Origin of the sequence: Bifidobacterium parmae, from assembly GCF_002860365.1 — a bacterium.
Lineage (GTDB): Bacteria > Actinomycetota > Actinomycetes > Actinomycetales > Bifidobacteriaceae > Bifidobacterium > Bifidobacterium parmae.
Map to the genome: position 1 here is coordinate 1 of NZ_NMWT01000017.1, position 18,538 is coordinate 18,538.

The following is an 18,538-nucleotide window of genomic DNA, read 5'->3' on the forward strand; positions in this document are numbered from 1 at the left end:
GGGCGCTTCGGGCGCGGACGACGGCACCGGTTCGACGAAGCCGCAGCGTCCCGCCTACCCGGACATGCCGGCGCCCGATTCGTCGGTCACGATCACGCTGCAGGAGCTCGATGACCGCGACAAGGCGGCGGGAGCGGACGGCGTCGCCGACGGGAACGCCGGAAGCGATGCGGGCCCGCGCATGGTGAACGGCATGCCGATGCCGCCGACGATCAAACCGATCAAGCCGCTCTCGCGCGTCATCACGTCGGGGACGTTCGACGCGCCGTCCGTCGAGCCGCCGCACGAACCGTCCACGGACACGTCCGCGACGGTCGTCATCCCGCTGCTCGAACGCGAGGAGCGCGCGCTGCGCGACGCGCGCGCCGGACTCGACTTCGACGACGAGACGTTCGACGACAAGCCGCATGCGGACGGCGACTACACGCCGTCCGAGGGGGACGAGACGCCGAAGGTGTCGGCTCCGGTGGCGGCCGAATCGACCGATCCGGGGTCGGACGGCGTCACGGGCGTCGCGGCGGGTGCCGCGGCGGACGATGCCGCGGGCGTCGCGTCGGATGCGTCCGCCGACCCCGACGACACGCCGTCGGTCACGCCGATCGTCGTGGCGGCGCCGTCCGTCGCGGTGATCGCGTCCACCGGCACCGTGACCTCCGACGAGACGGACGACGACGCACCGGACGGTTCCGCGGACGAGGCGCCGGCTCCGGTGGACGAGGCGGACGACGACACCGGCGAGGCGCACACCATCCCCGACGACGTGAAGGACGTCGACGAGGCGGAACGTACCGCACCGGAAGCCGCACCGGAAGCCGCACCGGAAGCCGCGGACACCACGCCGGGCGATCCGGACGCCACGCCGTCGGCGTAATCGCGGACGCCCGCCCGCGGCGGCAGGCCACGGGCGGGCACAATGGGAGCATCGGCGGCCGCAGGGCCGCACGCGGGACGGACACAGGTCCGCATACCCTCACATGGGAACGATCCACACAGGAAAAGGAGCATCATGGACATCGAACTGGGCATCCGCAACGTGGCGCGCACCGTCACCTTCAGCACCGAGGATTCCGCCGACCAGGTGAACGAGACCATCGCCAAGGCGCTGGACGCGCACCAGCCGGTCGTCCTCACCGACGACAAGGGCCGCCGCATCATCGTGCCGGCCGACGCGCTCGGCTACGCGATCGTCGGCTCGGAGACCAAGCACGCCGTCGGCTTCGGCGCGCTCTGACCGAACACACCTCTTCGCCCCCCGCAGGCGGGGGCTGTCGGCGGAGCCGACTGGGGGTGGTCACACGCGAACCGTCATGCCACCCTCAGTCCCGTTCCACGGGACAGCTCCCGCCAGCGGGAGCGGAATTTACGGTCACACCCTCACGCGAAACCACCCTCAGTCCCGTTCCACGGGGCAGCTCCCGCCAGCGGGAGCGGAATCAGCACGCCCTCACCGCCACAGGGGGATCGCGCCGCGTTCGACGATGCGGCGCACCGTCGCCTCGTCGGTGAGGTTCTCCCCCAGCAGGTTCGGCTTGCCGGCGCCATGCCAGTCGGAGCCGCCCGTGACGAGCAGCCCGTGCGCGTTCGCGATGGCGAGCAGGCGTTCGCGCTGCTCGGGCGGGTTGCCGCGATGCCATACCTCAAGCCCGTCGAGCCCCTCGCCGATCAGCCGTTCGATCTGCCCGTCGGACAGGAGCCGGCGGTTGCGACTCAGATCGCCCGCATGCGCGATGACGACCACGCCGCCCGCCTCGTTCACCGCGCGCACCACCTCGTGCGTGGTCGGCGAGGGCGTGGGGATGTAGTACTTCGAATCGGCGCTCACCGCGTCGGCGAACGCCTCCGAACGGTTCGCGTACACGCCGGCCGCCACCAGCGCGTCGGCGATGTGCGGGCGGCCCACCGTGGTCCTGCCGCCCTCCTTGACCTGCGCCATCACCGACTCCCAGCTGATCGGGTAGTCCTCGGCGAGACGCGCCACCATGCGTTCGGTGCGCCTGAGTCTGGCCTCGCGCGTCGCCGCGAACAGCCGCGTGATGTGCAGGTTGCGCGGATCGTACTGGTAGGCGAGCATGTGCACCGACACGCCTTCGTCGCATGCGGTGATCTCGCTGCCGCGCAGCAGCGGCAGGCCCTGCGCGGTCGCGGCCTCCTGAGCGCTCCTCCATCCGGCCGTCGTGTCATGGTCGGTGATGGCGATGCCGACGAGCCCCCGCTCCCCCGCCTCGGCGAGCATCGCGGCGGGCGTGCGCGTGCCGTCGGAGAACACGGTGTGGCAGTGGAGATCCCATCCCCGCTTCGGTGGTTCGGTGGGCGCAACGTATCCGGTCATACGTTCTATCGTAACCCGGACGCGGCGGCCTTCCGCGCACCGACGTGCCTCGCGCCGCGGACATCGTCCCGCCGCGTCACCGATCGTTCACCGAACCGCCGCCCGCGCACTCCTCCGCAGGCGCGTCGCGCGCTGGTAGGATTGACGGTACTGGGCCATGTGACTAACGAAGGTCACGGCACAACAGAAGGGAAGTCAACAATGATAGGCGTACTCCTCGGAGGCGTGGTCGTACCGATCGTGGTGGTCGTCCTCGTCCTCGTGTTCTCGTCGATCTTCATCGTCCCGCAGCAGCAGGCGTACATCATCGAACGGTTCGGCAAGTTCCAGTCGGTGCAGTTCGCCGGCATCCACATCCGCATCCCGTTCGTCGACCGCATCGCGATGAAGACGAACATGCGCGTCAACCAGCTCAACGTGCAGCTGGAGACCAAGACGCTCGACAACGTGTTCGTCACCGTCGTCGCCTCCACCCAGTTCCGCGTCAACGCGCAGAACGTGGCCACCGCCTACTACGAGCTGCGCGACCCGGCCGGCCAGCTGCGCTCCTACATGGAGGACGCGCTGCGCTCCGCCATCCCGGCGCTCACGCTCGACGACGCGTTCGCCCGCAAGGACGACGTCGCGTTCGACGTGCAGAAGACCGTCGGCAACGAGATGAGCCGCTTCGGCTTCACCGTCGTCAAGACGCTCATCACCGCCATCGACCCCTCGCCGCAGGTGAAGAACGCGATGGACTCCATCAACGCCGCCCAGCGCGAGAAGGAGGCGACGCGCCAGCGCGCCGAGGCGCAGCGCATCCAGATCGAGACGCAGGCCGCCGCCGAAGCCGAGAAGACGCGACTGCAGGGCGAAGGCCAGGCGAACTACCGCCGCGAGATCGCCAACGGCATCGTCGACCAGATCAAGAGCTTGCAGGCCGTGGGCATGAACATCAACGACGTGAACAACGTGGTCCTGTTCAACCAGTACCTCGACGTGATGCGCTCGCTCTCCGAATCCAACAACGCGAAGACCGTGGTACTGCCCGCCTCCACGCCCGGCGGCTACCAGGACCTCTACGAGCAGGTCACCAAGGCCATGCTCACCGCCTCCGAAACCCAAGGCAAGTAGGGAGCATACGCCGTCAAGTGACGGCCGTCGCCCGGCCCACGCCGGACGACGAACCTACAATGACGGTATGAGCGAAAGCACCGAACCCGCGAAGACCATCATCAACTGCCTGCCGCTCAGCGACGCCGAGCGGCAGGCTTTCGTATCCGCCGCGCCCGGCGTGCGCCAGGAGTTCGTCGGCAACCCGATCGAACGCGGCACGATGACGTGGAAGGCGCGCGTCCCCGCCGAGCTGCGCCACGCCGCCACCGCCGTCATCGGCAACATCCCGCCCGCCGAGGCCCGCGACTATCCGCGGCTCGAATGGCTCCAGACGTGGAGCGCCGGCGTCGACAGATACGTCGCGCCCGGCGTCCTCGCCGACGGCGTCACCGTCACCAACGCGACCGGCGCCTACGGGCAGACCGTCGGCGAACACCTGTTCGCGATGATGTGGGCGCTCATGCGCAACATCCCCGCCTACGCGCGCCAGCAGGACGAACACCGCTGGCATGATCTCGGCCGCGCGCTCACCCCGGAAGGCGCGACCGTGCTCGTCATCGGCACCGGCGACATCGGCTCGCACTTCGCGCGGCTCGCCAAGGCGGTCGGCGCACGCACCGTCGGCATCCGGCGAAACCCCGCGAAACCGGCGGACGGCATCGACGAGATGCACGGCTTCGACGAACTCGACGCGCTGCTGCCCGACGCGGACGTGGTCGCGCTCGCCGTGCCCGCCTCGCCGAGCACGGACCATCTCATCGACGCGCGCCGGCTCCACCTGCTCAAATCCACGTGCGTGCTGCTCAACGCGGGACGCGGCAACGCCATCGACCCGCGCGCGCTCGCCGCCGCGCTCGCCGAGGACCAGCTGCACGGCGCCGGACTCGACGTGACCGAACCCGAACCGCTGCCCGCCGACAGTCCGCTGTGGGACGAGCCGCACTGCCTCATCACCCCGCACGTGGCCGGCGGCAACCACCTGGAGGTCACCGAACGGCGCATCATCGCCATCGCATTGGAGAACGTGCGCCGGTACGCGGCCGGCGAGACGCTCGCCAACGTGCGGCGGCACGCGGAATAAAGCGAGAAGCGAGAAACGCCCCATACGACGTGGCGGGGCGCCGGCAGCGGATGATTCCGCCGGCGCCCCGCCACGCATCGCACACGCATCGCACACGTCGCGAACCGCACTCAGCCCGCGAGGAACGTCTTCACCGACGCTTCGGCCGCTGCATACCCCTTGCGGTACATCATCTCCAGACCCTCGAAGCTCTTCCTCAGCGTGTTGAGGCCGTACAGGTCCTCCGGCGCGAGGATCAGCACGCGACCCTCCGCCTCGTAGCGCTTCGCCAGCTCGATCTCGTCGTTGTACGTCTTGTAGCGCATGCGCAGGCGCTCGGCCGCCGCCGGATACGTGCGTTCGAGAATCCTCGCCGGCGCGAGGTCCTTCCTCTGCTGGCGCACCTCGTCGCGCAGACGCGACAGGATGAGGATCACCTTGTCGTAGCCGTCGTCCAGCGCCTTCTGCACCGGCACCGGATCGGCGATGCCTCCGTCGTAGTACGGCACGCCGTCCACCACGTACGGCTCGCACGCCACCGGCACCGCCGACGACGCCTTCACCGCGTCGAAATCGTCGAAGCGGATGCGCGACTTGTCGAAGTACTTGGTCGAACCGTCCTCGGCGTTGCAGGCGACCACGGTGAAGCCGGTCGGATTCGCCTCGAACGCGTCGAAGTCCACCGGATACTCGCCGTCATGGTTGCTCAGCGTGCCGTAGATGTAGTCGAGGTTCGCGAAATTGCGGTTCTTGAAGAAGCTCTCCGCGCTCGCGTACTCCTTGCGGAACGCGAACTTCGTGTAGAACGTGTGGTTGCGGCCGTGCTGGCGCGCGATGAACGAGGTCATGTTCGCGGCGCCCGCGGAGACGCCGTAGCACATGTCCACGTCGATGCCCTCCTCGAGCATGTAGTCCATCACGCCGCATCCGAAGATCGCGCGGAATCCTCCGCCCACGTCGATCATCGCCGTCCTGTCCGTCATGTCAGTCCCCCTTGCGTTTGTCCCTATCGTCTCACGCGTGCAGCAGCTCGCGCGACAGCGCGGCGATGCGCTCCGACGGGTCGGAGTTCGCGAGCTCCACGCCGCCCTCCGCCGATTCCGGCGCGAGATGGCCGAGCGATTCGAGCACGACGCCCAGATGGCGCACCGTGCCCTCGTTGCCGTCGATGACGGCCGCGCGCTCGGGCAGCAGCTCGCGGAAGTAGTCGCGGTAGAACACGAAATGCGTGCAGCCGAGCACCACCGAGTCGATGCGGTCGAGGTCGTACTGGTCGAAGTAGCCGTGCAGCGTGCGCATCACCAGATCATGGTCGCCGAGACGCCCCGATTCGACGATCTCCACCAGATCCGGGCACGGCTCCTTGACGATCTCGTTGTCCGAGTCGAAGCGGTCCATCAGCTTCGCGAACTTGCGCTCGCGCAGCGTCAGCGGCGTGGCCGCCACGATCACGCGCTGCGGGATGTGATGCGGGTCGGAGGGCACGTCGCCGCGGTCGCAGGCGATCTTCAGCGCCGGTTCCATGCCGATGATCGGGATGTCGTACGCCTCGCGCAGGTCGTTCACCGCGGCCGACGTGGCCGTGTTGCACGCGATCACCACCGCCTTGACGCCCTGTCTCACGAAGCGTTCCACGATCGCGAAGCTCAGCTCCTTCACCTGCTCCGGCGATTTCACGCCGTACGGCGCGTTCGCGGAATCGCCGAAGTAGAGGACCCGCTCGTGCGGCATGTCGCGCACGAGCTGACGCACCACCGAGATGCCGCCCAATCCGGAATCGAACACGCCGATCGGCGCCGTCGAACTCATCGTCATCCTCCTTGCCGTTCCCGTAGAACGTTTCCGCCGGACGTCGCGCGGCCTGTCCCGCCGGACGTGACGTCCGGCGTCCGCAATCGTCCACCGCCGTCCCAGCGTACTCGCGCATGGCGAACAGCGCGGGGCCCGGGGCCGGCGCGACGGGTATGCTGGCGTGCATGAGCATTCCGCAGCATGTCACCAAGGCGCACGCCACCGGCAACGATTTCGTCGTCTACCTCGACCGCGAGGGACGGTTCGAGCCCACCGAGGAGGAGGTGCGCTTCCTCACGGACCGTCATTTCGGCATCGGCGGCGACGGCCTCATCCGTCTCGCCCACCCGCGCGACGTGTCTGACCTGAGCGAGGAACAGATCGCCGACTGCGAAGCGCACGGCGCCGAATGGTTCATGGACTACCGCAACGCCGACGGCTCGCTGGCGGAGATGTGCGGCAACGGCACGCGCGCCATCACCCTGTTCGCGCAGCGCGAGGGCCTGTTCGACGGCGACGTGTTCCGTCTCGGCACGCGCGCCGGCGTCAAGACGCTCACCTCGCTCGGGAAGGTCGCGGGGCTCGGCGAGCACGTGTTCCGCGTCGACATGGGCGCGTGGAGGCGCGGCGAGACCGACGCGTACGAGGTCACGATCCCCGGCACGCCGGGCGCGGCCCGCGGCACGTTCGTCGACATGGGCAACCCGCACGTCGTCGCCGTCATCGAGGACGCGTTCTCCACGCTGCCGACCGTCGAGGCGCTCGACCTCGTCACGAAGCCGGTCGTCGCGCCCGCGATCGAATCCGACCAGAACGTCGAATTCGTGCGCATCGACGACATCGACGACGACGCGGACGACCTCGGCGAGGCGACGATGCGCGTCAACGAGCGCGGCTGCGGCGAGACGCTCTCGTGCGGCACCGGACTGTGCGCGACGGCGATCACGCTGCGCGCGAAGACCGGCGTCGACCACTGGCTCATCACCGTGCGCGGCGGCACGTTGCGCGTCGACGTGAGCGACACGGACGTGACGCTCACCGGCGACGCGACGATCGTCGGCGATGTGACGCTGGCGCGGTGACGCGGTGAGGGCGCCGCGCGCGAATACGCGCGGCCGGCCGGAACGATGCGCCCGATGAGGCGTTGCGTTCGAGAGACATTGACGATGTTCGACGATTCGATGGCGGAAGGGGACGATGACGGATGGCCGATGATACGACGACGAACGAGAAGGTGGAGGACGATATGACGATGGAGGAGGTGCAGGCGCTCGGCACCCGCGACCTGAGGCCGCACGGATGGCGGCATGGCGCGACCTGGACCTATCTGGTCGTGCTGCTCGCCTCGGCTGCGGCGCTGATCGTCTCGTTCGTGCTGAGCGCGGAGACGCTCCAGCTGGCGAGGCATCCCAAGGAGCAGCTCGGCTGCGACGTGAACGCGGTGCTCTCCTGCTCGACCGTCGCGCAATCCTGGCAGTCGGAGATCGTGAAGTTCGCCGGATTGAGCTTCCCGAACGCGTTCTTCGGCATCGCCGCGGAATCCGTGTTCGTGACGATCGCCGTGATCGGACTGGCGAGGGTCCGCGTGCCGCGTTGGTTCGCCGCATGCACGTGGCTCGGCGGATTGGCGGCGCTGCTGTACTCGTATTGGCTGACCTCGCAGTCGCTGTTCGTGATCAACGCGCTGTGCCCGTGGTGCCTGGCGCTCATGTTCTCCACGACGATCCAGTTCATGGCGCTGAGCCATGCGACCGCCGTCGTGCAGGGGCTGCCCGGGGACGTGCGGGCCGATGATGGCGGCGCGGCTGACGGCGGCGTGACTGACGGCGTGGACACTGAAGCGACCGCTGGGGCGGCCGATGGGACGGCCGCAGCTGACGAGGCCGGTGCCGTCGCGGTGTCGAAGCCGCGCGGCCTCGACACCTATTACCGGCTCAACTACGATCTCATGGTCGACTTCGTGTGGATCCTCGCGATCGTCGTCCTGATCGTCGTCAAGGACGGCGCCGCCCTGTTCATGTAACGGTTCCACCACGGTTTGCCGCCCGTTCCGTTGTCGGACGCCCGTCCCGTTGTCGGGAAACCGTCCCGTTGTCGGGAAACCGTCCCCTTGTCGGGAAACCATCCCGTTGCTCCGTAACCGGGGACGCTGAGCCGCCGTCAGCGTCCCGTTGTCCGGAAAACAGCCGCCACCTCCCGACAAAACGCCGCTGAGCAAACGCAAGCGTCCCGTTGTCCGGAGCAATGGACCGTGCTCCGGACAACGGGACACCACCGGAGTGGTGTCGGCCATGTCTCAGCGTCGGCCGTGCCCCGGTGCCGTCCGTGTATCGATGTCGGTCACATCGCGGTCGGCGGTGTATCGATGTCGGTCACATCGCGGTCGGCCGTGTATCGGTGTCGCCCGTATCCCGATATCGGCCGTATCGCGATGCCGGTTGCATCGTGGTGTCAGCGGATTTTGGGGACTCCGGCATCGATCAGCTTCCGTTCGAGCCGTTCCGGCCGTATCAGATCCTCATAGACGATATGCGTCACTCCACTGACGTTCTGCTCTCGCAGATGCCCTTCCCTTCGCCGCTCGTAATCGAGCTTCTGCTGGAGGCTGGCCCGGTTCGGATTGCTGGTATCCGCGTATTTGGCCATGCCATCGTATTCGACGACGATGATGCGTCCGTCGGCGAGTCTCCAACAGAAATCGACCCGATACGCGGCATCCGGGTTGTCGGGATTGTCGAATTCCGTCTGAAGCTGCGGTTCCGCGAATCCTTGGGAGATCAGCAGGCCGCGCATCAACGATTCACCGCCGTTCTCGCTGTCCGGAGAAGCGTATCGCAGAAGCTGCTCGACCGCCTTGTCGTCACAATTCGTCCGCAAGGACAGGGACCGTATCTCCTCCGCACCGATCAGACGCCGACGTAGCGCGGAATCATAGATGGCGAGCGCCTTGGCGAACGGATAGACCGCGCAATCGATGAGCGTGCGCGCCGGCGGAGTGATGAGGATGCCGGATGATTGCCACAGCGGACCGGTCTGCGCCATGTACAGCCTTCGCAGCCGTTTGTCGTCCCGCTTGTGGGAACCGTTGCGCGAGGCGATGTGAATCGTTCCGTCATGCAGATCGTACGCGTGCTCAAGTCCATATAGGCATACGGCGCTCAATCCGGCGAACACCCACCGCGGACGGCGTATCGCCAGCGCACGGATGGTGTGCAACGACCGCTCCTCCACCGTAAGCCGGCTCCAATATTCCGAACGCGCGTACACATTGGAATAGGGGGAGACCAGTTCCCCGGCACGCAGGCGCCTACGCAACGCGTGCCGCATGGCGTCACCCCGTCCGATGGCGCAGCGCCGTTCCGCTTCGGCTCCGTCCAGAAGCGTCTTGATTCCTTCATGTGTCTTCATGGTTTCGACGCTATGTGGGTTCCGTCCGTGGCCGCAACCCGTCACGGCAATGTGGACAGAGCCCCCTTCCCCGGGCGTGTTGTGGATAACTCATCAACCCTGATGCGTCGAGAACATCGAGATACACCACCGCCTTACCTTGCCGACGGTTTGGGTTCCGGTGGCGGGGCTTGGTTTTCGGAACTGTTGAGCCTCTCTTCCGGGCAATCCCGGGTGACATTTCAGCGAGGACGACGCCGGAAGTATCCGGCGGTAGTACCTTGGGTATCTTCCGTACCCCGGATAGCTCACGGAATACTCCCCGGCGACTCCCTGAGAACACGGACTCCCCGGGTCCCGCTGTCGGGAGACAAGCCCATTGCTCCGTTCCCGGATGCTTCTGGTCACGGCTTGCCCGTCCCATTGTCGGGATACGGGCCCATCGACCCGCTCCCCGCTACGGCTTTGCCGTCCCGCTGTCGGGGAATCGTCCCATTGCTCCGTAACCGGGGACGCTGAGCCGCCATCAGCGTCCCGCTGTCCGGGAAACAGCTGCCACCTCCCGACAAAGCGACGCTGAGCAAACGCAAGCGTCCCGTTGTCCGGAGCAATGGGCTGTGCTCCGGACAACGGGACGCTGGATATAGGACCACCACCAAGTACGAGACCGCCACCGGGTGAGGGATTACCACCGGGTAAGAGAACCGGGTAAGAGAACCGGGTGAGGGAACCACCACCAAGGATGAGAACCACTGCCGGGTACCGGAACCACCACCAAGTACGGGACCGCTGCCCAATATGGGAATCGCCACCGGACATGGAGGGGAATCGGCACCTCGGCGGGGTGTGGCGGAGGCGACTCCCTATTCGAGTTCCACGGCTCCGGTGTAGAGCTGGTAGTACTCGCCCTTCTGGGCGATGAGCTCGTCGTGGGAGCCGCGCTCGATGATGTTGCCGTGGTCGAGGACCATGATCACGTCGGAGTTGCGCACGGTGGAGAGACGGTGGGCGATTACGAAGACCGTGCGGCCCTTCATCAGCGCGTCCATGCCGGCCTGCACGACCTCCTCGGTGCGCGTGTCGATCGACGAGGTGGCCTCGTCGAGGATCAGCGCCGGCGAATCGGCCACGGCGGCGCGCGCGATGGAGATGAGCTGGCGCTGGCCCTGCGACAGGCCGGAGCCGTCGCCTTCGAGCACCGTCTGGTAGCCCTGCGGCAGCATGCGGATGAAGCCGTCCGCGTTCACGAGCTTCGCGGCCTCGATGCACTCCTCGTCGGTGGCGTCGAGACGGCCGTAGCGGATGTTGTCCATCACGGTGCCGGTGAACAGGTTGACGTCCTGCAGCACGATGCCGAGGGAGCGGCGCAGGTCCGGCTTCCTGATATTCTTCACGTCGATGCCGTCGTAGAGGATCTGGCCCTCCTGGATGTCGTAGAAGCGGTTGATGAGGTTCGTCACCGTGGTCTTGCCGGCGCCGGTCGCGCCGACGAGCGCCATCTTCTGGCCCGGCTTGGCGAACCAGGTGATGTCGTGCAGGACCGGCTTGGCCGGATCATAGCCGAACGTCACGTTGGTGAAGCGCACGTCGCCCCTGAGGAGCGTGTAGCGCCCGTCGGGCGAGGTGACGGCCTGCTCCTTGGCCTTGAGCGCGACCTCGCGGGCGGCGCCGTGCAGTTTCTCCGCGGCCTTGAGCGAACGGGTGCCGTCGTCGCCCTCTTCGCGCTTCCACGCCCAGTGGCCGGTCTCGTGGTCGACCTCGCGCATCGTGCGGCCGTCCTCGCCGAGCTCCACGTTGACGAGCGTGACGGTACCGGAGTCGGCCTCGACCGGCTCGTCCATCAGCTGGAAGATGCGGGAGGCGCCGGCGAGCGCCATCATCACCATGTTGAGCTGCATGGACACCTGGCCGAGCGGGTTGATGAACGAGCGGGACAGGGTGAGCAGGGAGATGAGCGTGCCGAGCGTGAGCGGTCCCGCGCCGGCGAGGCCGAAGTTGCCGACTCCGGCGAGCGCCATGGCGCCGCCGACGATGGCGAGGAGGATGTAGAGGATGTAGCCCATGTTGCCGACGACAGGCATGGTGACGTTGCCCCACGTGTTCGCCTCGGCGGCGGCCTTGAACAGCTCCTCGTTCTTCTCGTCGAAGGTCTTCTGGGTGTCGGGCTCGTGGTTGAAGACCTTGATGACCTTCTGGCCGTTGACGGATTCCTCGACGAACGCGTTGACGTCGCCGAGCCAGTGCTGCTGCCTGACGAAGTAGCGGCCGGCGCGGCCGACGATCGCGCGCACGATGAAGTAGAGTCCGACGGTGAACAGCAGCACGAACGCGGTGATCGGCACGCTCAGCCACAGCATGGAGATGATCGCGGCGATCGCGGAGATGCCGGCGGCGAACATCTGCGGGAACGACTGGCTGATGGCCTGGCGCAGCGTGTCGGTGTCGTTGGTGTAGTGGCTCATGATGTCGCCGTGCTCGTTGGTGTCGAAGTAGCGGATCGGCAGCCACTGCTGGTGGGCGAACATGTCGTCGCGGATCTTCTTGAGCACGCCCTGTTCGACGGTGACGATGAGCCACTGCCACAGCCAGCTGGCCACGATGCCGGCCACGTACAGGCATCCCATGAGCGTGATGGCGCGGATCAGCGGCCCCCAGTCGGGGTCGGTGGCGCCGACCATCGGCAGGATGTACGTGTCGACGAGCGTCTGGAGGAAGAGGGCGGAGCCGGCCTGGGCGGCGGCGCCGACGAGGATGCATGCGACGATGGCGATGACGCGCCACCGGTAGGCCATGATGTAGCCGAAGATGCGCTTGGTGGTGCCGGGCGCGGGCTTGCGCATCGCGGGCTTGCGGTTCTGCGAGGGCTGCTTGTCGCTCATCGGTTCTCTCCTTCCTGTTCGGCCTGCTGCATGTGCTCGGCGCGCTGGGCGGCCTCGCGTTCGAGCTCGGCCTGGCCGGCGGCGGTGTCGCGGGTCTGCGATTCGTAGATGGAGCGGTATTCGTCGCAGGTTTCGAGCAGTTCGTCGTGCGTGCCCTTGGCCATGATGCGGCCGTTGTCCATGACGAGGATCAGGTCGGATTCCTGCACGGAGGCGATGCGCTGGGCGATGATGATCTTCGTGGTGTCGGGGATCTCGTGGTGGAACGCGTCGCGGATCAGCTTGTCGGTCTTCGTGTCGACGGCGCTGGTGGAGTCGTCGAGGATGAGGATCTTCGGCTTCTTGAGAAGGGCGCGGGCGATGCACAGGCGCTGGCGCTGGCCGCCGGACACGTTGGTGCCGCCCTGTTCGATGTACGTGTCGTACTTGTCGGGGAACTCCTGGATGAAGCCGTCGGCCTGCGCGAGACGGCAGGCGTGGCGAATCTGCTCGTCGGTGGCGTCCGGGTCACCCCAACGCAGGTTCTCGGTGATGGTGCCGGAGAACAGCACGTTCTTCTGGAGCACCATGGCGACCTGGTCGCGCAGGGTGACGAGGTCGTAGTCGCGCACGTCGCGGCCGCCGACCTTGAGCGAGCCGGCCGACACGTCGTAGAGGCGGGGCACGAGCTGCACGAGGCTCGACTTGGCGGAGCCGGTGCCGCCGACGATGCCGACGGTCATGCCGGAGTCGATCTTCAGGTCAATGTCGTCGAGCACGGGCTTCTCGGAGGATGCGGAGTAGCGGAAGGTGACGTGGTCGAACTCGATGGAGCCGTCCGCGACGTCCATGACCGGGTTCTCCGGGTCGGTGACGGTGCTCTTCTCCTGCAGCACCTGGCAGATGCGTTCGGCGGAGGCCTGGGAGATGATGCACATGACGAAGATCATGGAGAGCATCATCATGGCCATGAGGATCTGCATCGCGTAGGTGACGAGGGCGGTGAGGTCGCCGGTGGTGAGGCCGAGGGCCGCGTTGTTGCCGGAGGCGACGATCTGCTGCGCGCCCATCCAGGAGATCATGATCATCGAGGCGTAGATGCAGAACATCATGATCGGGCTGTTGAAGCTCATGATGCGCTCGGCCTTGGTGAAGTCCTTGAAGATACGCTGGGAGATGCGGCCGAACTTGCCGATCTCGTAGGATTCGCGGTCGTACGACTTGACGACGCGGATGCCCTGCAGGTTCTCGTCGACGACGTTGTTGAGCGCGTCGTACGTGTGGAACACGCGCTCGAACACCGGGTGGACGAGCACCGCGAGGCCGCACAGGCCGATGGCGAGGATCGGCACGCAGGCGAGGAACACGAGCGAGATGGACGGCGAGATGCGGAACGAGAAGATCCACGCGACGACGACCATGATCGGGGCGCGCACGCCCATGCGGACCATCATGCCGTAGGCCATCTGCAGGTTGGTCACGTCGGTGGTGAGGCGCGTGATGATCGAGCCGGTGGAGAACCGGTCGATGTTGGTGAAGCTGAACGCCTGCACCTTCTCGAACTGGTCGCGGCGCAGGTTCTTCGCGAATCCGGCGGCGGCGATGGCCGCGTACTTGCCGGCGAGGAAGCCGCAGGCGAGCGACACCAGCGAGCACAGCAGCAGGATCAGGCCGAACCTGACGATGGCGTTCATGTTGCCGCCGGTGATGCCCTGGTCGATGAGGGACGCCATGACGGTGGGGATGACGATCTCCAGGATCGCTTCGATGAACACGAACAGCGGGGCCAGCCAGCTTTCCTTCGTGTACTCGCGCATCGATCCGGCCAGCGTGCGGATGATGTGCTTCGGCCGGTCGGGTTCGTTCTTCTTACGTGACTTCATGATGGCCGCTTCGGTGGCGGTCAGGCCGTCCGCGTCGCGTGTCGCGGCGGCGGTCGTGTTGTCGCTCATGCGTTCTCCTCCTTCGTATCGTCCGTATCGTTCGTGTCACCGGTCCCCTCGACCGGGACGTCATCGGGATCGCCGGGGTCGCCGGCGAGGTCCCCGCATGGCTCACCGGCCGGGATGCCGGCGGCCGACCGTTCCTCGAACTCGCGTTGTGCCGCGTCCACGTTCGCGCGCATGCGCAGCACGTAGTCCATGAGGGCGGCCCGCTCCTCGTCGGTGAACCCCTCCACCAGACGGCGTTCCATCCGCTCGCCGTTCGCCGAGAGGCAGGCGACGATGGAATCGGCCTTGGCGGTGAGCACGATCTTCTTGAGCCGTGCGTCATGCGCCACCGATTCGCGGGCGATGAGGCCCTTCTTCTCCATCAGCGCGAGCACGCGCGACGCGGTGGACCGCGTGATGCAGAACTTGCGTTCGATGGTGTGCTGGTAGATGTCCTTGTCACGGTTGCGGGCGAGGAACATGATGATGCGGGCGTTGCCGCCCGTGGCGATGCGCGCGGATTCGGGCATCGTCTCGCCGAGGTGGCGGTTGATCGCCTTGACCAGCGCCCTCAGCTCGAAGCTGAGGATGTGACTGTCCATAACTCATCCACCTTCGTTTCCGGACATGGTCGGATATGGTCGGGCATGCGTTTTGTTGCATATGCAACCATCTTGCACGGTGCGATAGTAATACGTCCCGCATACAACAGTTGCAGATGCAACAATCGGCGTGTCACACATCGCGCGACGACAAGGCCCCCTCGTCAGAGGGGGCCGAGAACACCACGAGCCACATCGGCGAGCCCCGTACCGGAGGCGGGGCCGTAGGTCGGCCGATGGCTACTTCGTGAGCTTGGCGTATTCGTCGAGCATGAAGGCGGTGATGCGCCTGCCGCCGTCGCTCATCAGCATCGGCATCGAGTTGATGGGCATGGACTTGAGGAAGATGCGCATCATGGTGTTGTCGGGCAGCTTCGGCAGTTCGCCGCTGTCGCCTGCGGCCTCGACGGCCGCGACGACCTTCGCACCGACCGGGTCGGCCTCCCATTCGCCGTACGTGGACCATTCGTCGAGCGGCAGGGACTTGCCGTCGCCTTCGAGTTCGACGGTGACGACGGCGGCGATGTCGCGGCTGGACGTGCCGACCTCGATGTCGTAGTCGCCGGACTCGATGTGCCAGTCGCCGTACTTCTCGGACCAGTAGGCGAAGGCGCGCTCGTCGAGATCGATGGTCACGGTCCGCGACTCCCCCGCCTTGAGGAACACCTTGGCGAAGCCCTTGAGCTCGTGGACCGGACGGGCCACGTCGGCCTTGCCGGGGGCGACGTACACCTGCACGGTCTCGGCGCCGTCCACGTCGGAGACGTTGGCGACGGTGGCGGTCACGGTCGCGGTGTTCGCACCGGTCTTCTCCGCGTGGACGTCGGAGATCTCGAACGAGGCGTAGCTCAGGCCGTAGCCGAACGGGTAGTCGACGGCGACATCGTAGGTGTCGTAGTAGCGGTAGCCGACGAACACGCCCTCGCCGTAGTCGACGTGGCCCTCCTCGCCCGGCCAGTTGAGCATGCTCGGATCGTCGTTGATATCCAGCGGGATGGATTGGGCGAGCTTGCCGGACGGGCTGGCCTCGCCGAAGATCACGTCGGCGAGCGCGGGGCCGCCGGCCTGGCCGAGCAGCCAGGATTCGAGGATGCCCTTGGCGTGGCCGGCCCACGGGGCGACGGAGACGACGGATCCGTTGGACAGCACGACGGCGACGTTCGGGTTGACGGCGGCGACCTTGGCGAGCAGCTCGGTCTGCTTGGCGGGCATGTCGAGGGTCTCGCGGTCGAAGCCTTCGGATTCGGCGGCCTCGGGCAGGCCCAGGAACAGGAGCGCCACGTCGGCGTCCCTGGCGGTTTCGACGGCTTCGAGTTCGAGCGCGGAGTCGGCGGGTTCGAGGTCGAGTGTGAAGCCGGGGGCGAAGTCGGCCTTGATGCCGCGTTCGGCGAGCGTGTCGAGGAACGAGGTCATCTTGGTGGGGGTGATGTGGGAGGAGCCGCCGCCCTGGTAGCGCGGGGTGCGGGCGAATTCGCCGATGACGGCGATCTTCGAATCCTTCTTCAGCGGCAGGATGGCGTCCTCGTTCTTGAGCAGGACCATCGATTCGACGGCGGCTTGGTGGGCGACCTCGTCGTGGGCGTCGACGTCGAAGCGGTAGCCGTCGATGCTCATGGCGGCGCGGGCCTTGTCGGTCAGGTCGATCATGCCTTGGGCCATGCGGCCGAGCTGGGCGGGGTCGATGCGGCCGTCGCGGGCGGCGTAGACGACCTCGTCGTCGGTGCCGCTCGGCGGCATCTCGAGGTTGAGGCCGGCGTTGACGGAGGCGACGCGGTCATGGTCGGCGCCCCAATCGGACATGACGATGCCTTTGAAGCCCCATTCGTCGCGCAGCACGTCGGTGAGCAGCCAGCGGTTCTGGGCGGAGTGGACGCCGTTGACGCGGTTGTAGGAGCACATGATGGTCCACGGCTGGGCGGTCTTGACGATGTGTTCGAAGGCCGGCAGGTAGATCTCGCGCAGGGCGCGCTGGGAGACGCGCGCGTCGACGCGCAGGCGGTCGGTCTCCTGGTTGTTGACGGCGAAGTGCTTCAGGGACGTGCCCACGCCCTTGGACTGCACGCCTTCGACGATGCCGACGGCCTCATGGCCGGCGAGGTACGGGTCCTCGCTCCAGTATTCGAAGCAGCGGCCGCCGAGCGGGTTGCGCTTGATGTTCACGCCCGGTCCGAGGATGACGGCGACCTTCTCCTGGATGCACTCCTCGCCCATGGCCTCGCCGACCTTATGGACGAGTTCCGGGTTCCACGAACTGGACAGGCCGGCGGCCGGCGGGAAGCAGGTGGCGGGCACGGAGTCGTCGAGGTCGGTCTCGCCGGTGCTGGTGGCGAGAGACTTCCTGAGGCCGTGAGGGCCGTCGGTGATCATGTAGCCGGGGATGCCCTTGGCCTCGACGCCCTGCAGATGCCAGGCGTCGCCGCCGGAGGTGAGGGAGGCCTTCTCCTCCAGCGTCAGATCCTTGACGGACGGGTAGGTGTGCTCGCTCATGGCGTGTGCCTCTTTCCTTGAGTTCCTTGCGTATGTTCCGTTGAGCCGTGCGGCCGGCCGTTCCGGTGCGGCCCGTCCGGTCTTCCTCCACGAATCCCAGGCGAACCACTTTCAACCAACCGGTTGGTAGGTAGATTATCAAATCATTGGTCACAACACGCCGAAATCATTTGGAATACCAACCGACCGACCGTATGGTTAATATCGCCTGCCAACGCAAGGAAGACATCACGCGGCGCCGAAGACACTACGAGGCCGCCGTGGCGACCACCCTCAGACGGCTCCGCCGCCAGCTCCCGCCGGCGGGAGCGGAAAGAAGACAGCATGACCACCAACGACTCCAACGACGTCACCGACGACACCGACCGTCGTCACTCCATCCTCGAAGCGACCACGCTGTCCTTCGGCCGCTTCGGCTACTACGGCACGTCGATCCAGCGCATCGCCACCGCCGTAGGCCTCACCAAGGCCGGCGTGCTGCACTACGTGGGCAGCAAGGAGGGACTGCTGCGGCTCGCGCTCACCGACGAGTACGACCGCGCCGGCGAACGGATCATGGCCGACATGATCGCCATGGACCGGCCGATCATCGCCGAGATGTGGCGCCGTCTCGTCGCGCTCAACAGCACGAGGCCGGACCAGGTGCACATGTTCTCCACGCTGAGCGCCGAGGCCCTCGACCCGAAGCATCCGGCGCACGACTACTTCGCCGAGCGCGAGCGGCAGACGGTGGTCAGCGCGATGAACATCAACTGGTCGGTGCCGGACGGCGTGAACGTGGAGCACGTGCTGCAGGCGGGACTGTCCATGATGGACGGCATCCAGCTGCGCTGGCTGCGCTCCCCCGGCCGCGACCTCAACGCCATGTGGGCCGACTGCGAGGAGGTGCTGTTCCCTTCGCCCCTGTGGGACGGCTACCGCTGAGTCCCCTTTCGGCGTTCCACCGCGTCGCGGATACGGCATGTGCCGAGTCCCCACGGGGCCCGGCACATGCGCAC

General features: G+C 66.7%; 14 protein-coding genes and 1 pseudogene. 7 read left to right on the forward strand and 8 right to left on the reverse strand.

Annotation, left to right across the window (positions count from 1 at the left end):
* Together Uis4E_RS11880 and Uis4E_RS06665 are read left to right on the forward strand one after the other, a co-directional pair.
* Positions 1–871 (forward strand): annotated as a pseudogene (locus tag Uis4E_RS11880) (hypothetical protein); the annotation flags it as partial.
* Positions 872–1,006: 135 nt separating this feature from the next.
* A complete protein-coding gene (locus tag Uis4E_RS06665) occupies positions 1,007–1,231 on the forward strand; it encodes a DUF3107 domain-containing protein (RefSeq protein ID WP_034530082.1) in 225 nt (74 codons plus the stop codon).
* A 213-nt stretch (positions 1,232–1,444) separates the two neighbouring features.
* Here Uis4E_RS06665 and Uis4E_RS06670 read toward each other — a convergent pair whose 3' ends face one another.
* A complete protein-coding gene (locus Uis4E_RS06670) occupies positions 1,445–2,338 on the reverse strand; it encodes a PHP domain-containing protein (RefSeq protein WP_423734925.1) in 894 nt (297 codons plus the stop codon).
* Positions 2,339–2,533: 195 nt separating this feature from the next.
* On the opposite strand from Uis4E_RS06670, the gene Uis4E_RS06675 reads away from it, so the two are divergent.
* On the forward strand, positions 2,534–3,442 hold the full coding sequence (locus Uis4E_RS06675) for an SPFH domain-containing protein (RefSeq protein WP_423734926.1): 909 nt from the start codon (positions 2,534–2,536) through the stop codon (positions 3,440–3,442).
* A gap of 67 nt (positions 3,443–3,509) precedes the next feature.
* A complete protein-coding gene (locus Uis4E_RS06680; protein ID WP_101622427.1) occupies positions 3,510–4,505 on the forward strand; it encodes a D-2-hydroxyacid dehydrogenase in 996 nt (331 codons plus the stop codon).
* 110 nt (positions 4,506–4,615) lie between these two features.
* Here the strand turns inward: Uis4E_RS06680 and Uis4E_RS06685 are convergent, their stop codons facing one another.
* Together Uis4E_RS06685 and murI are read right to left on the reverse strand one after the other, a co-directional pair.
* A complete protein-coding gene (locus tag Uis4E_RS06685) occupies positions 4,616–5,467 on the reverse strand; it encodes a patatin-like phospholipase family protein (protein WP_165784894.1) in 852 nt (283 codons plus the stop codon).
* 31 nt (positions 5,468–5,498) lie between these two features.
* On the reverse strand, positions 5,499–6,293 hold the full coding sequence (gene murI / locus Uis4E_RS06690) for a glutamate racemase (RefSeq protein ID WP_101622428.1): 795 nt from the start codon (positions 6,291–6,293) through the stop codon (positions 5,499–5,501).
* A 167-nt stretch (positions 6,294–6,460) separates the two neighbouring features.
* On the opposite strand from murI, the gene dapF reads away from it, so the two are divergent.
* The gene (gene dapF, locus Uis4E_RS06695) at positions 6,461–7,357 is read left to right on the forward strand and encodes a diaminopimelate epimerase (RefSeq protein ID WP_101622453.1); all 897 of its coding nucleotides are present in this window, start codon (positions 6,461–6,463) and stop codon (positions 7,355–7,357) included.
* Between the two features lie 164 nt (positions 7,358–7,521).
* A complete protein-coding gene (locus Uis4E_RS06700; RefSeq protein ID WP_101622454.1) occupies positions 7,522–8,298 on the forward strand; it encodes a vitamin K epoxide reductase family protein in 777 nt (258 codons plus the stop codon).
* 428 nt (positions 8,299–8,726) lie between these two features.
* Here Uis4E_RS06700 and Uis4E_RS06705 read toward each other — a convergent pair whose 3' ends face one another.
* The 5 genes from Uis4E_RS06705 to Uis4E_RS06725 all read right to left on the reverse strand — a co-directional run bounded on the left by Uis4E_RS06705 (position 8,727) and on the right by Uis4E_RS06725 (position 17,540).
* Complete coding sequence (locus Uis4E_RS06705) at positions 8,727–9,491, reverse strand: hypothetical protein (protein ID WP_243394403.1); 765 nt, start codon at positions 9,489–9,491, stop codon at positions 8,727–8,729.
* A 1,034-nt stretch (positions 9,492–10,525) separates the two neighbouring features.
* Positions 10,526–12,541, reverse strand: a complete 2,016-nt coding sequence (locus Uis4E_RS06710) for an ABC transporter ATP-binding protein (RefSeq protein ID WP_101622430.1) — start codon at positions 12,539–12,541, stop codon at positions 10,526–10,528.
* Positions 12,538–14,403 (reverse strand): ABC transporter ATP-binding protein, encoded by a 1,866-nt coding sequence (locus Uis4E_RS06715; protein WP_423734927.1) that lies wholly within the window; start codon positions 14,401–14,403, stop codon positions 12,538–12,540. The genes Uis4E_RS06710 and Uis4E_RS06715 overlap by 4 nt, the downstream gene beginning before the upstream one ends.
* 65 nt (positions 14,404–14,468) lie before the next feature.
* Positions 14,469–15,053 (reverse strand): MarR family winged helix-turn-helix transcriptional regulator, encoded by a 585-nt coding sequence (locus Uis4E_RS06720; RefSeq protein ID WP_101622431.1) that lies wholly within the window; start codon positions 15,051–15,053, stop codon positions 14,469–14,471.
* Between the two features lie 240 nt (positions 15,054–15,293).
* Positions 15,294–17,540 carry an exo-alpha-(1->6)-L-arabinopyranosidase gene (locus Uis4E_RS06725; protein ID WP_101622432.1) on the reverse strand — a complete coding sequence of 749 codons (2,247 nt, stop codon included), beginning with the start codon at positions 17,538–17,540 and terminating at the stop codon, positions 15,294–15,296.
* Between the two features lie 324 nt (positions 17,541–17,864).
* Here Uis4E_RS06725 and Uis4E_RS06730 point away from each other — a divergent pair, with 324 nt between their 5' ends.
* Positions 17,865–18,464: a TetR/AcrR family transcriptional regulator gene (locus Uis4E_RS06730; protein ID WP_101622433.1), complete on the forward strand. Its 600-nt coding sequence runs from the start codon at positions 17,865–17,867 to the stop codon at positions 18,462–18,464.
* The last annotated feature ends 74 nt before the right edge of the window (positions 18,465–18,538 follow it).